The organism is Methylophaga pinxianii (genome assembly GCF_020447225.1).
Lineage (GTDB): Bacteria > Pseudomonadota > Gammaproteobacteria > Nitrosococcales > Methylophagaceae > Methylophaga > Methylophaga pinxianii.
Genome location: NZ_JAJAEO010000158.1, coordinates 1 through 14,165 on the forward strand (window position 1 = coordinate 1; position 14,165 = coordinate 14,165).

General features: G+C 46.0%; 14 protein-coding genes. 6 read left to right on the forward strand and 8 right to left on the reverse strand.

Going from position 1 to position 14,165, the window contains the following annotated elements; genetic code table 11:
• Nucleotides 1-2 precede the first annotated feature (2 nt).
• Both LGT40_RS05250 and fucP read left to right on the forward strand, forming a co-directional pair.
• Entirely contained in the window at nt 3-149 is a 147-nt protein-coding gene (locus tag LGT40_RS05250; RefSeq protein WP_226343169.1) for a YiiD C-terminal domain-containing protein, read from the forward strand.
• Nucleotides 150-225: 76 nt separating this feature from the next.
• Nucleotides 226-1,503, forward strand: coding sequence for an L-fucose:H+ symporter permease (gene fucP / locus LGT40_RS05255; protein ID WP_226071037.1), 1,278 nt, complete (start codon nt 226-228; stop codon nt 1,501-1,503).
• A 2-nt stretch (nt 1,504-1,505) separates the two neighbouring features.
• Here the strand turns inward: fucP and LGT40_RS05260 are convergent, their stop codons facing one another.
• The 8 genes from LGT40_RS05260 to LGT40_RS05295 all read right to left on the reverse strand — a co-directional run bounded on the left by LGT40_RS05260 (nt 1,506) and on the right by LGT40_RS05295 (nt 8,366).
• Entirely contained in the window at nt 1,506-2,063 is a 558-nt protein-coding gene (locus tag LGT40_RS05260) for a cold shock domain-containing protein (protein ID WP_226071039.1), read from the reverse strand.
• Between the two features lie 103 nt (nt 2,064-2,166).
• Nucleotides 2,167-2,718 carry a DUF421 domain-containing protein gene (locus tag LGT40_RS05265; RefSeq protein WP_226071041.1) on the reverse strand — a complete coding sequence of 184 codons (552 nt, stop codon included), beginning with the start codon at nt 2,716-2,718 and terminating at the stop codon, nt 2,167-2,169.
• A gap of 77 nt (nt 2,719-2,795) precedes the next feature.
• The gene (locus LGT40_RS05270; RefSeq protein ID WP_226071042.1) at nt 2,796-3,716 is read right to left on the reverse strand and encodes a cation diffusion facilitator family transporter; all 921 of its coding nucleotides are present in this window, start codon (nt 3,714-3,716) and stop codon (nt 2,796-2,798) included.
• A 129-nt stretch (nt 3,717-3,845) separates the two neighbouring features.
• Entirely contained in the window at nt 3,846-5,156 is a 1,311-nt protein-coding gene (locus LGT40_RS05275; protein WP_226071043.1) for an MFS transporter, read from the reverse strand.
• Nucleotides 5,157-5,427: 271 nt separating this feature from the next.
• Complete coding sequence (locus tag LGT40_RS05280; RefSeq protein WP_226071044.1) at nt 5,428-6,363, reverse strand: sodium-dependent bicarbonate transport family permease; 936 nt, start codon at nt 6,361-6,363, stop codon at nt 5,428-5,430.
• Nucleotides 6,364-6,416: 53 nt separating this feature from the next.
• Nucleotides 6,417-6,662, reverse strand: a complete 246-nt coding sequence (locus tag LGT40_RS05285) for a lipocalin-like domain-containing protein (protein ID WP_226071099.1) — start codon at nt 6,660-6,662, stop codon at nt 6,417-6,419.
• Between the two features lie 254 nt (nt 6,663-6,916).
• Nucleotides 6,917-7,669: an endonuclease/exonuclease/phosphatase family protein gene (locus LGT40_RS05290; RefSeq protein WP_226071045.1), complete on the reverse strand. Its 753-nt coding sequence runs from the start codon at nt 7,667-7,669 to the stop codon at nt 6,917-6,919.
• A gap of 154 nt (nt 7,670-7,823) precedes the next feature.
• The gene (locus LGT40_RS05295) at nt 7,824-8,366 is read right to left on the reverse strand and encodes an ATP-dependent zinc protease family protein (protein ID WP_226071046.1); all 543 of its coding nucleotides are present in this window, start codon (nt 8,364-8,366) and stop codon (nt 7,824-7,826) included.
• 263 nt (nt 8,367-8,629) lie between these two features.
• Here LGT40_RS05295 and htpG point away from each other — a divergent pair, with 263 nt between their 5' ends.
• The 4 genes from htpG (at nt 8,630) to LGT40_RS05315 (ending at nt 14,147) form a co-directional block, all read left to right on the forward strand.
• Nucleotides 8,630-10,537 (forward strand): molecular chaperone HtpG, encoded by a 1,908-nt coding sequence (htpG, locus tag LGT40_RS05300; RefSeq protein ID WP_226071047.1) that lies wholly within the window; start codon nt 8,630-8,632, stop codon nt 10,535-10,537.
• A 272-nt stretch (nt 10,538-10,809) separates the two neighbouring features.
• A complete protein-coding gene (locus LGT40_RS05305; RefSeq protein WP_226071049.1) occupies nt 10,810-11,838 on the forward strand; it encodes a DUF2157 domain-containing protein in 1,029 nt (342 codons plus the stop codon).
• 128 nt (nt 11,839-11,966) lie between these two features.
• Nucleotides 11,967-12,863, forward strand: a complete 897-nt coding sequence (gene hslO, locus LGT40_RS05310) for an Hsp33 family molecular chaperone HslO (protein ID WP_226071051.1) — start codon at nt 11,967-11,969, stop codon at nt 12,861-12,863.
• Nucleotides 12,864-12,875: 12 nt separating this feature from the next.
• Entirely contained in the window at nt 12,876-14,147 is a 1,272-nt protein-coding gene (locus LGT40_RS05315) for an NAD(P)/FAD-dependent oxidoreductase (RefSeq protein WP_226071052.1), read from the forward strand.
• Nucleotides 14,148-14,165: the final 18 nt, after the last annotated feature.

The following is a 14,165-nucleotide window of genomic DNA, read 5'->3' on the forward strand; positions in this document are numbered from 1 at the left end:
TGGTGGATGAGGATGATTGGCCGCAGTTTCTCAATATGTTGCAGCTTAAGGGTAAAGCCCGCATACGTGTGGCAGCTGTTTTGTCTGATGGCGACCAGCCAGCCGGTCAATTTTTGGGAGAATATGTTGCATTGTCTGATAGACAATAAATTAGCCGGTAAGCTGGACGATAGCCGGATAAATTACTGATACACTCAGAGAAGATACAAAGCAAGGATCAACCTCATGTCTGCCAAACAGCCCTTTGTTTATCCGGAAATGCGCGTGGTATTTGTGTTACTGATTACCTGTTTTGCTGCCTGGGGCGTGGCCGCGAATATGACCGATCCATTGGTGAAGGTATTTAGCAAAATCTTTGCGATGAGTAACTTGCAGGCGGCATTGGTGCAGTTTGCTTATTACGGGGCATATTTTTGTCTGGCAATTCCTGCCGCGTTTATTAACCGTCGATATTCTTATAAAACCGGTGTTTTATGTGGTTTGGGCTTGGCTGTAGTAGGGGCCTTAGCGTTTTATCCAGCCAGTCTGGCAATGGATTATCATTATTTTCTGGCCGCCTTATTTATTCTGGCCGCAGGCTTATCTATTCTGGAAACTTCAGCCAATCCGTTTGTTATGGCGATGGGGCCTTTAGAAAACGCAACGCGTCGGCTTAATCTGGCACAGGCCTTTAATCCGGTGGGGACCAATCTTGGCGTTTTTCTCGCCGCCACCTTGATTCTGCCAAATTTGCATATTGCCGAAGCGGCTGATCGGGCATTAATGACGGTTGAAGAATTACAGTTGGTGCAATCTGCCGAGCTTAAAGCCGTCATGTTGCCCTATGTCAGCATGGCATTGGCGTTATTAATTATTTGGCTGATGATTTTATTCTCAAAAGTGCCACAACCCCGTGAGGCCGTTGCCTCAAGCATCAGTGAACTGAATTTTGCTCAGATATTTAAACGCCTGATGGCCAATACCCATTATCGCTATGGTGTGATTGCTCAGTTTTTTAATGTGGCCGCACAAGTCTGCGTATGGACGTTCACCATCCAGTATGTGCAGCAGATACTGGGTGGCACTGCAGCCGACGCCAGCATTTATCTGCAATACAGTTTGCTGGTTTTTTTAGTGTCACGCTTTGCGATGACCTGGTTAATGGGCTATGTTCGGCCGACAGTGCTGATGACCCTACTTGCACTCACCGGAAGTGGTTTATGTGTCTTTGCGATGTTCAGTACAACAATTTTTGGTGTGTGGGCAGTTGTGTTGATCTCGGCCTGTTTATCACTGATGTTTCCAACTATATACAGTGTGGCATTAAAAGGATTAGCTGAAGATACTAAATTTGGCGCGGCGGGCTTGGTGATGGCGATTCTCGGTGGAGCCATCATGCCTTTGTTTCAGGGGGCATTGATTGATGTTTCTAATACGGCGTTGTCGTACAGTGTGCCAGCTGTGTGTTTTCTGGTGGTCGCGGCGTATGCTTATTTTGATGTGCGGTCAAAAAGAGCATGTTAGTGTTAACAATGCTGTGCTTCACAAGGTATGCCATCATTATCCCCATCCATTTCAGTGTTGGGGCAATGTTCAAGAAAATAAGCGGCCTCATCACATGACGTTATCTCACTACAATGGGTTCTCCCATCACAGGTAAATTGATTCGCATTCACCTCCGATAACGTTTGACTTGTGTTATTCGGTGCAGTGGATTGACTGGTTACTGCTGCCGGAGCAGAAGTAAATTTTTGAGCAACGCTCATCACAATCAAACCAATCACCAGCAATGCAATGACTGCACTTATTGATTTGGTGGCTTTTCCTGGTGTTTTACTGAGTTGAACCGTCGAAGCATGGGCTTTGTTTTTTGTGTTTCCTGCCCGGCTGATATTTATTGCTCTGGTTTTTCCATCAGCAGTAGTCTCGATTTCAAACCCTAATAGTTCTCCGACTTTGGGGCGCGGGCTACCGCTCGGAAAAGCGGAAATATGCACAAACACTTCTTGTTGATTTTGCTCGCAGAGAATAAATCCAAACCCTCTGTTGTCTTTCCATTTGACTAATTTTCCATGCATCTTCATTACACAGTCTTTTCATTAACAGCCTCGCAACATAACAAAGCTTCGGACTTTAAGAAAGTGTTAAGTGTTCACAAGACGAAATGTGATGCTGGTTTATCCTGCGTTAATCAACCTCCGAGCGAGCGGATTTTTCTTTCCCCGGAACCACAATACCTCTCAGGCTGGAGCGTGCTTGACTGTTTTCTTGCTGCACTACACTGAATGATCCGTCGGTTTCCAAAACCACAGCCTTAACATGTTCAAAGGTTTGCTTGCCCGCTGAACGCACAGCAGAGTGAATTTCAGCTTCCGTAACACGGGCATGCTTCATGGCTGTCGGGATAAGTTCTCCTTCATAAACCAGCAATGCCGGTTCGCCGGTTATTATCTTGCGAACCCATGGCACTCTTACACTGGTCCAGGTCACCAGAAACTGGATGCCGATAAGTAGTGCAAAAGCCAAGGTACCCTCTGCCAGTGCGACATCACGGTTTAATAAAATAGTAGCCAGCGTCGAACCCAAGGCAACGGTCACCACCAGATCAAAAGCATTCATTTTTGACAGAGTTCTACGGCCGGATATTCTCAGCAGTAACACTAAACTGATATAGGCCAGCAGCCCAATAATTAAGGTACGAAACAATGTCTCCCAATTATCAAAAAATAGTTGGCTCATAATTATCTCCACAGATATTTATTAGCGTTGAAAGGAGCTGGGACTTATGACCTGAAATTTAAGCAGTAAAGAACAGGTTATCTATCCTGATGACAAGCGTGACTGTCACCCAGTAAACAAAAGAGCGCCTGATTGGCTGATTCCAGCTGGATGGTGGCATGTTCAATAGCAAAATGGTCATGCAGATCATGCTGCAGCTGAGATAAAAAAGCGTTATCCAGCGGGATACCCTTGACTACCAGATGCACGGTGAGTGCGGTTTCACTGGTACTTAATGGCCAGATATGTAAATCATGCAACGAGTCGACCTGTTCCAAATCTAACAAATAACGCTGGATTTGTTGCAAATCGATATTTTTCGGAACAGCATCCATCGCATAATTTAATGATTCACGTAATAAGCGCCAGGTTCCTACCAGAATAATCGCCACAATCAGTAAGCTGACCATGGGATCAATCCATAACCAGCCTTTAAAAATAATAAATAATCCGGCAATCACTACCCCAAGGGACACCCCGGCATCTGCTGCCATATGGAGGAACGCCCCCCTAATATTCAAGTCATGCTGTTGTCCCTTGAAAAACAGCAATGCGGTAATGGTATTAATCACTACGCCAATACTGGCGACAATAATCACGGTTAAACCCTGAACAGGCTGGGGATCTAACATTCGGTTGATAGACTCCCAGGCAATGCCTCCTAAAGCAATCAACAGCATGATAGAGCTGATTAAGGCCGCCATCACCGTTGCTTTTCGAAAGCCATAGGTACGTTTTTCAGTGGCGGCTTTTTTCGCCAGAATATTAGCGCCCCAGGCCAGCAGTAAACTTACTACATCACTCAGGTTATGCCCGGCATCTGCTAATAGCGCCATTGAACTTGCCAGAATGCCATAGCTGGCCTCAATAATGACAAATGCGACATTGAGTGAAATACCTATCGCAAAAGCGCGATTGTAGTTAGCAACTTCGTGGTGATGGTGGTGACTGTGTTCCATTCTGCTTCCGGGATCAATTGATATCAAAAGCTATTGTCGGCCAAAACAATAGATTCACTTTGGATGAGCTTTCAGACAGGCAAGGATCACGCTTATTAAAGCGGATGTCTATAAAAATGCCTTTATTGTTCAGGAGCCGCTTTGTCTCAGAGCATTAATGATTCGGTTTTGTTCTTCTTCGGCATAAAAACTTGGGTCATCAAACAAATCACGTTGTTGTGGATCAAACATCATATTCAGCGCTTGAGCACTGGTTTGTAGCATGGGTTCAAAGTGTGCGCTTTTACCACTGACCAAGTCGACTACATGGCGACGGCGATAGATGGCGTATGCCGCCAGACCAATGAAAACAACCCCTATATAAATGGGTAAGCCATGCGCTCCGATAACCGTCATTAACCAGCCTGAGATAACCGGGGCGAAAGCACAGCCAGCGCCATGCAACACCAGCATGTCAGAAGACCCGGAAACGATTTCATCCGGATTTAACTGGTCAATCAACTGGGCGACAGCCAGAGGATAAATGGAAAATGATAGACCGCCCCAGATAAAGAACATGCCCAGCAAAATACGCTGGCTAGGCGCAATCGTCATTAATAGCGCCATGATGGCGGCCAGGATCACCACCCACGTCATGACTTTTGGGCGATCATGTTTATCCGAGTAGCGACCGATAGGGATTTGCAAAACCGCTCCACCGATAATGGTCAAACTCATGATCATTGCGATACCACTGATATCGTAGCCAAGTTGAGTGGCATAAATCGGTGTCATCGACCAGAAAGCACCCATTGCCAAACCGGACAAAGCCGCTCCGGCAACCGCCAGAGGAGCGATTTTTAATAGATTCTTCAGACTGCTTTTGGGTCTTTCAGTGGCGATATTGGGTTGATTGCGACGAGTCAGTGTCAATGGCAGAATCGCCCAGCTCACCAAAATGGAGACCAAAGCGAATAATAAAAATCCTTCAGGCGAATCAAGATGCAGCATTTGTTGGGCAATGGCGAGCGCGCCCAGATTGACCACCATGTAGAACGCAAAGATGCGACCACGCTCATGGCTTGCAGCCTGACTGTTTAGCCAGCTTTCAATCACCGTCATTAAGGTGATGTAGGCTAATCCATAAAAAAAACGAAAGCCCATCCAGGCCCATTGATCGATAAAGATAATATGCAACAGCGTGGTCGTCGCGCAGACTGAGGCACAAAAAGCAAACGTACGAATATGCCCCATACGGCGAATCAAGCGTCCACTGACCCAGGTGCCACAGATAAAACCGACAAAATAGGCCGACATAATCATGCCCATGACAGCACTGGAAAAGCCTTCACTGGTACCGCGGAGGGTGAGGAGAGTACTAATCAATCCATTACCCAGTAACAGCAGAGCGACACTCCACAAAATGGATTGGATTGGTTTGAGCAGTGCCAGAGATTGCATGCCGTGCTCCTTGATGAATTATCCATTTGTTTGTTTCTGAATCATTGCGCACCAAAATAAGGCTAATAATGATTCTGCGTCTTCAGCATGCTGAGAGTTGAACGGTTGCTCAACACGCATAAATAAATGTTCAGGGCGTGATCACAGCTTACCAGTGATGAGACCGAAATGGTTTATGCAAGGTCCTATGCAATTGTCGAACCGTATCGCGTCAGCGATATAGCGACGATGTGAATAATGCGAAACAGCTCAAAAAATAGAGTCTGACAGTTTAACCAATCAAACTGTGATAAAGCGGAATGCCGACAAGCACATTAAAGGGGAAAGTCAGCCCCAAAGAAGCCAGCATCGCCAGGCCAATATCCGCTTGCGGAATGGCTGCCCGCACGGCAACAGGAGCAGCGATATAGGAAGCACTTGCCGTCAAACTGGCCAAAATTAATATGGAACCTTCAGGTAAGCCAAGCAGTTTACCGGTGAATAATCCAACCAATGCCAGAATGGATGGTGCAATCACAGCAAAAAGCACCACGGGAATTTTCTCGCGAGACATGTTGCTTAACGCTTCAGCTGCGACCAGCCCCATTTCCAGAAGAAACAAGGCCAGCACGCCCATAAATGCACCCATATAAAGATCGGTCACGCCGGCACCTTGCCTCGGCCCATACATCCAACCAATAATGACCCCACCAATTAACAGGATAACCCCTCGGTTGGTTAACGATTCATGCAAAATACTGAATATCCCACCTGAGGAGGTCTGTTTTAACCCGCTAAATTGACGGTAAAGCATCAAACCGATAACAATGGCGGGTAGCTCCAGTAGCACCAGATAAAGTGTCACCTGACCACCAACGACCATTTGATGACTTTCAGCATAAGCCAGTGCTACTGCAAAGGTACCTGCACTCACCGAACCATAATGAGCCGCAAAGCTGGCGCTATCGGCCAAAGGCAAACGTACGATTTTTAACAAGAGCGGGAACAGGATAAGCGGGATCAGGAATCCCAGTAAGGCGACTGATAATAGCTCGGGTAAAAGTCCCCAACCCATATTGCCATGTAATGCCATGCCGCCTTTAAGGCCGATTGTCAGCATCAGTAACAGGCTTAAAACATCGTAAGCCGCTTTGGGGATGGCCAGATCAGATTTGACTAATCCACCGACTAAACCCAATATAAAAAACATGACAACGATATCTGGCATATAGAGTCCTCATTTCCAAGCCAGCGCACTTTAATGTAATTTGTGCAAAATTCCTACCTGGATCGTTCAAAAGTCACCATACTGCGAGTCATCTCTTGCCCAGGCCAATTGGTCATCACACCCCATGGCGTAAAGACTTGTAGCCGATCACCAGTTATTTTGAATTCACGAGCTTGCTCGGTATCAACCCATTGAGGGTTGCAAGCTACTTCAACGCTAGTGACCCATTGGTTACCTTCAATGCGATATCTCCCGGTATAGGAGATGATTGAATCCAACAAGCGGGCCTTGTCTTCTATCTTTTTTGCAGGCTTACGGCCTTCACCCGTTAAAACAAATCAGACACGTTGTTCTGCTGTGAATATGACATAGCCGGCTGGCTTTTTACCCATTGGATGAAATATTTCACCGGTTTTTTTCAACCTCGACTTCATAGGAAACCAGCTTCCACGCGCCGTGCATTTGACTTTGATCACTGGCAAAACTGTTTGACATCAACATGATGAAGAACAGGGCAGATAGGTTTCTCAGCATCTCTGTTTAATGAGACGGCTTAAAATTCAAAAGCGGCAATCAGAGGAGCGTGATCCGATAGCATTTTCCATGAAGAATGGGGAGGGCATTCACAAAATGTCGGTTCAAGACCACGGTAGTAAATTCTATCCATTTTGAAAATAGGCATCCAGGACGGCCAGGTGCGGGCATGACGCTTATGCAGGGTTCGAAACGCTTCTTTTAAATCAAGCCGTTGAGTAAAGTGTTTTTCTGCCTGTCCGTTCCAGTCATTAAAGTCCCCGGCAACAATCAGCGGGGCATCATGTGGTACATGTTCATCGATACGCTCACAAAGCGTCTGCAACTGGCGTTTGCGCTCGGTGCCGGTCAAGCCAAGATGCAGACAGATAATATGTAATTCATTTTGAGTGTCTGGAATATGAATGACGCCGTGCAATAAACTGCGGCTGGCCCAGGAATAGGGTGATACATTGATGTTTTCCCAGCTCTGCAGAGCATATTTGCTGAGAATGGCATTACCATGATGACCCACGCTGTAAACGGCATTTTTGGCGTAAGCAAAGTGTGGCCACATATCTTCCGCAATAAAATCACAGTGTGGACAATCCGGCCAATGCTGATGTTTTTGCTGATGGCCCGAGTGCTCACCCTGGATTTCCTGCAACAGCATAATATCGGCATCTGCTTCACGAAGTGCCTCACGCATTTCATGCAAAATAAACTGCCGATTGCCGGTATTAAAGCCCTTATGCAGGTTGTATGTCAGAATTCTAAGTGATTGTTTGGACATTCCATCTCTGAAAAAAAGCGAAAGTCATACAGTAACATCTCTTTATGACAGAGAGTATCACTCATGTTAAATACGACTAAGCCATGGTAAAAAAATGCCTGCTCATCTTTGAACAGGCATTTTAAACCAGATTGTTTTGACGGGGCTTAGCAATTTAAGGTTTCACGACAGGAAGTTCTTCCGGGTCTTTCTTAGCTAATTTCACTTCACATTCTGGCGAGGCAATCATTTTCTCTGCTGAACTCACCAGTAATGAGTTTTCGAGAAAATTACGACCAACCAGGATCGGGAAAGTCATGTTGCTACGATCTGCCAGAGTAAACCGGGTTTCTTCATAATAGTCACCCACACACAGTCCCATTTCGACAACATAGCGTGTTTGCTCACCACTGGCCTGGGTCACGGTGACCGTTTCAACCAAAGGTCGGGTAATGACATGCTCATTATCTTCATGATCCACAAACTTGAAGCGGATCATTTTTTCACCATCTTGCTCAAAGGTTTCAGTATCAACGGCATACATTGAATTGGTTGCTGCTCCGGTATCGATGCGAGCATTGGTTTTGATGTCGCCCGGAAATAAAGTCACGATTTCCTGATGACCGAGAACCGATTGTTCTTCAATATCAATTTTGTCTTCATTGGCATGTGCTGCGAAGCTGAAAGCCAATAACAAGCTCAAAGTGAGTTTACGCATGGTGTCTATCCTTTTCTAAATTATTTGAATTGGGTGGGCATCATGGCCATGGGTCTATTTATCTTTATATCGCCACCACTGCTGGTGGCGATATAAAGATAAATAGACCCTAACACAAGGTTTATTAATTCAAGCTTAATCGATGTTAAACAGCTGATTAATGAGATTTTTACGTTTTTTAAACTCAAATACTCTTGATATCCAATCTGACCAACCCCATCTGTGAGTCATCGTTAAAACAGCCAGATGGAGGCAACACAGAAATGGGCGTTGATGCACATAAGGAAACCATGGGGTTTCAGACAGAAGTTAAACAACTTCTTAATCTGATGATTCATTCGCTTTACAGCAACAAAGAGATTTTTCTGCGTGAGCTGATTTCTAACGCGGCCGATGCCGCAGACAAACTGCGCTTTGAAGCACTTTCCGATGATGCACTTTACGAAGAAGACGGTGAGCTGAATATCCACGTCGCCTTTGACAAGGATGCGCGTACCATCACCATCACCGATAACGGTATTGGCATGACCCGTCAGGAAGTGATCGAGAATATCGGTACCATTGCCCGAAGCGGCACCAAAGCGTTCTTTGGTCAATTAACCGGAGATCAAGCTAAAGATTCTCAACTCATCGGTCAGTTTGGTGTGGGCTTCTATTCCGCATTTATTGTTGCCGATAAAGTCACGTTAAAAACCCGCCGGGCCGGTACCACCAAAGAACATGGTGTGTTATGGGAATCTGCCGGTGAAGGCGAGTTCAATATTGAAACCATCGAAAAACCGACACGCGGTACCGAAGTTACTTTGCACCTGCGTGAAGGTGAAGACGAGTTCTTAAATGGCTGGCGTTTGCGTAATGTGATCCGTAAATATTCCGATCACATCAATTTGCCAATCATCATGTTGAAAGAGCCTGTGCCGGATGAAGAGGGCAAAATCGATGAAAGTATCATCGAAGAAGAGACCGTTAACAAAGCTACGGCATTATGGACCTTGTCGAAAAACGATATTACTGAAGAACAATACAAAGAGTTCTACAAGCAGATTGCTCATGACTTTCAGGATCCGTTGACCTGGAGCCACAACAAGGTCGAAGGTAATACCGAATACACATCCTTGCTGTATATCCCGTCCAAAGCGCCGTTTGATCTGTGGGATCGCGATCGCATGCACGGCATCAAACTGTATGTAAAACGTGTGTTTATCATGGAAGACAGTGAACAGCTGATGCCACGTTACCTGCGCTTTATTCGCGGTGTCATTGATACCAACGATCTGCCATTAAATGTATCACGTGAAATCCTGCAAAGCAGTAAAGTCATTGATACCATCCGTGCCGCTTCAGTGAAGAAAATTCTCTCTGAACTGAACAAAATGGCCAATAACGAACCAGAGCAATATGCGGAATTCTGGAAAGAGTTTGGTCAGGTAATCAAAGAAGGCCCAGGCGAAGATTTTGCTAACAAAGAAGCCTTGGCGAAGTTACTGCGTTTTGCCAGCACTGAAACCGGTAATGCTGATCAAACCGTTTCACTGGAAGATTATGTCAGCCGGATGAAAGACAAGCAGGACAAAATCTACTACATCACTGCCGAGAGCTATGCCGCGGCGAAAAACAGCCCGCATCTGGAAGTATTCCGTAAGAAAGGTATTGAAGTCCTGTTGCTGACGGATCGCGTTGATGAATGGCTGGTCAATTCCCTGACTGACTTTGATGGCAAACATCTGCAATCGGTTGCCAAAGGGGATCTGGATCTGGGTGAGCTGGAAGATGAGGAAGAGAAAAAAGCCCACGAAGAAGTTGAGAAAAACTTTGAAGATCTGGTTGAGCGGGTCAAGAAAACACTGGATGACAAAGTCAAAGATGTACGTATTACACATCGTCTGACCGATTCGCCAGCCTGTCTGGTTGCCGATCATTACGATATGAGCGGTAATCTGGAGCGTATGCTTAAAGCCGCTGGACAACAGGTTTCTGGCAGCAAACCGATTCTGGAACTCAATCCGGAACATCCCATGGTCGCCAAATTGAAAGACGAACAGAACGATGATCAATTTGCTGACTGGACATCCATCCTGTTTGACCAGGCCTTACTGGCAGAAGGTGGACAACTGGATGACCCTGCCAGCTTCGTGAAAAAACTCAACGCAATGCTGTTGCAACGCGCCTGATTTGAAACCAGTCCATGACTCCGTTTTGTAGGAGTCATGGACAATTTCATCGTCTTCTTATCGTGACCAGTTAATCCTAAACCCTAAATCGTGAATCCTGAGCACATTGGCTCTGATAGTTTGGGTTAAGCATGATGCCCAACCATCCACCTCTGCGTCTTACAGCAGCATATGGTCCATAAAGCTTTTATTCCTCTTGATAAAAAACAATCAGCCACTCACAATCAACCTCTCGATATAAATCACTTTAACCCTCGCGAGGGACAACGCTGATGCACCTCACTAAAAAACAGCTTGATTCTGCTGTAAAGCAAGATCTCATCTCGCAGGAACAGGCAGATAAGCTGTTCGTTTTTTTCAAGTCCCAATCAGCGACTGGCCCCAGCTTTGACTTTACCCATGTGCTTTATTACATGGGCGGATTAATTGCCATTGGTGCAATGACTTTATTTATGACCTTGGGCTGGGAAAGCTTTGGTGGTTGGGGAATCTTTTTTATCAGTCTGGCCTACGCTGGGGTGGCGCTGAAACTAACCGATCGTTTTCAGGCGAAAGGCTATGTTATTCCGGCTGGCATTTGTGCCACGTTTGTTGTGGCACTGACGCCTTTGGCAATTTATGGTTTGCAGCAGGCATTGGGCTGGTGGCCTGATGATAGCGTTTATCGAGATTATCATCGCTATATTCAGTGGCATTGGTTGTATATGGAATTGGGTACGCTGATAGTTGGGGGCGGCATCTTTTATCGCTATCGTTATCCTTTTTTGGTGATGCCGATTGCCGTGACACTGTGGTATTTGTCGATGGATATCGCAGCAATGCTTGTAGGGGATTATGCCCACTTTGAATTACGGGCCTTGGTATCTCTATACTTTGGTCTGCTGATTACACTGTTTGCCTTTTGGGTCGATATGCGCGGGCATAAATCCGTTGATTATGCATTTTGGTTATACCTGTTCGGTGTCGTTGCTTTCTGGGGCGGCATGACTTCGCAATACTCAGATAGTGAGCTGTCTAAGTTCATTTATTTCACTATCAATGTGTTGATGATTGGCATCGGTGTACTGATTGCTCGTAGAGTCTTTGTGATATTTGGTGCACTGGGTGTGGCGTTTTATCTTGGGCATCTTGCCAATGTTGTTTTTGAGGACAGTTTACTGTTTCCAGTTGCGCTAAGCGCCATCGGATTCGGACTGATTTATCTGGGGGTATTGTGGCAAAAACATGAACAAAAAATCAGTGAACGCATTCAGTCCTGTTTACCTGCTGCGTTAAGGGAATTTTTAGTGGCTAAACACTAACTGAATACTATGGCTTGATCTTCGCCAGCAGAAACCCCACTTGTGAACAGATACGTTAAAATGCCTTTATCAGCCGGCATTTTCAATTGCCACATCATTACTCGCTAGATGCAGAATGAGGAATCATCATGCAAGACGACGCCATTCAGGCAGATCATTTACAACGTTTCATCTTCGACAATGCCGCTATTCGCGGTGAATGGGTTCAACTCAAACAATCCTGGCAGACAGTTAAAGCGCAACGTGACTATCCACCGGCTGTTGCTGATTTACTGGGTGAAATGCTGGCGGCAGCTGCTTTGCTGGCCGAAACAGTCAAAATGTCCGGCCGCCTGGTATTGCAATGTCGCTCAGATGGACCAGTCTCTTTACTGATGGTGGAATGTACCAGTGACCATACCTTAAGAGGATTAGCGAACTGGAATGGTGAAATTACCAACGATGCCACCATGCAGGAATTGCTGGGCGAGGGCAATCTGGCGATCACCATCGAAAATGTCGAAGCCAAACAACCTTATCAAGGCGTCGTCAGCGTACAGGGCGAAACAATTGCCGAAATGCTGGAAATGTATTTTGCTCAATCCGAACAATTAAAAACCCGCATCTGGTTATCGACTGATGAGCAGACTGCAGGGGGGTTAATGTTGCAGCAACTGCCAGAACAGGATCCAGAGCAACACGATGAGAACTGGACCCGAATCAATATTCTGGCTGAAACTGTCACCGATGAAGAACTGCTGAACCTGGATGCGGTCTCGTTGTTATATCGTTTATTTAATGAAGAAATGGTGCGTCTATTGAGTACGACCGTATTGGAATTTGCCTGTACTTGTTCACGCCAGCGGGTGGCTGATACCATCAAACTGCTGGGTCGGCAGGAAGCTGAAGATATTATTGCCGAGCGTGGCGTTGTTGAGCTGGCATGTGAGTTTTGTAATACGCATTATCAATTTGATCCGGTGGATGTCGCAGGTCTGTTCAGTGACCCGCTGAATATCCAGAATGATTCAAACACTTTGCATTAAGCTGGAATAAATATGGCGCATATTGTCATTATCGGAGCGAGTACCGGTGGTTTACCGGCTGCATATGAATGCCGGGCTGCCCTCGACAAAAATCACCATATCAGTGTGGTATCTAACACACCGATTTTTCACTTTGTCCCGAGTAATCCCTGGATCGCGGTAGGTTGGCGGAAACGAGCGGATATCAGCTTTGAACTCGCTTCCGTATTATCCAGTAAAAATATCGATTTCTATGATTCCGGTGCGACCAAAATCAAACCGGAAACCAATCAGATCCTGCTGGGTGATAACACCATCCTCAACTATGACTATCTGATCGTCGCGACCGGTCCTAAACTGGCTTTTGATGAAATTGAAGGCTTCGGTCCAAAAGCCCATACCCATTCGATTTGTACCGTCGACCATGCTGAAGACAGCTATCATGCGTGGCGTGACTTGTTGAAAAACCCTGGACCGATTGTCGTGGGTGCCGTCCAAGGGGCTTCCTGCTTTGGACCAGCCTATGAATTTGCTTTCATCATGAACAGAGCCTTACGCAAGGCTAAACTACGTGACCGGGTCCCGATGACCTTCGTCACACCTGAACCGTATATTGGCCATATGGGATTAGGCGGGGTAGGCGATTCAAAAGGGCTATTCGAGTCTGAGTTTCGTAAAAATGATATCAAGTGGATCACTAATGCTCGGATCAAATCTATCAATAAGGGGAAAATGCTGGTCGAACAAGTGAATGATAATGCAGAGACCATCAAAACCCATCAACTGGCTTTTGATTACAGCATGTTAATTCCGGCATTCAAAGGGGTCGAATGTGTTGCCAGCCTTGGTGATGACCTGGTCAATCCTCGTGGTTTTCTTAAAATCGATGAGTTCCAGCGTAATCCGGCTTACCCGAATATTTATGGTGTCGGTGTTTGTGTGGCCATACCTCCGGTTGAGGCCACAGCATTGCCAGTAGGTGTTCCAAAAACCGGTTATATGATTGAAAGCATGGCAAAAGCCGCAGTGGCCAATATCAAAGCCACAATTGAAGATCGTCCTATAGCCACACGAGCCAGCCTCAATGCTGTTTGCCTGGCAGATATGGGACATACCGGGGCGGCGTTTGTTGCTTTGCCACAAATCCCACCGCGTAACCTGGCCTGGATGAAAAAAGGCCGTTGGGTGCAGTTGGCAAAAATCGCCTTTGAAAAATACTTTCTGTTCCGTATGAAACGTGGCCTGCCAGAATCTTTATACGAACGCTGTCTGTTGCGTTGTTTCGGGATCAGCAAAATCAAATAATCTGATGCCAATAATCCG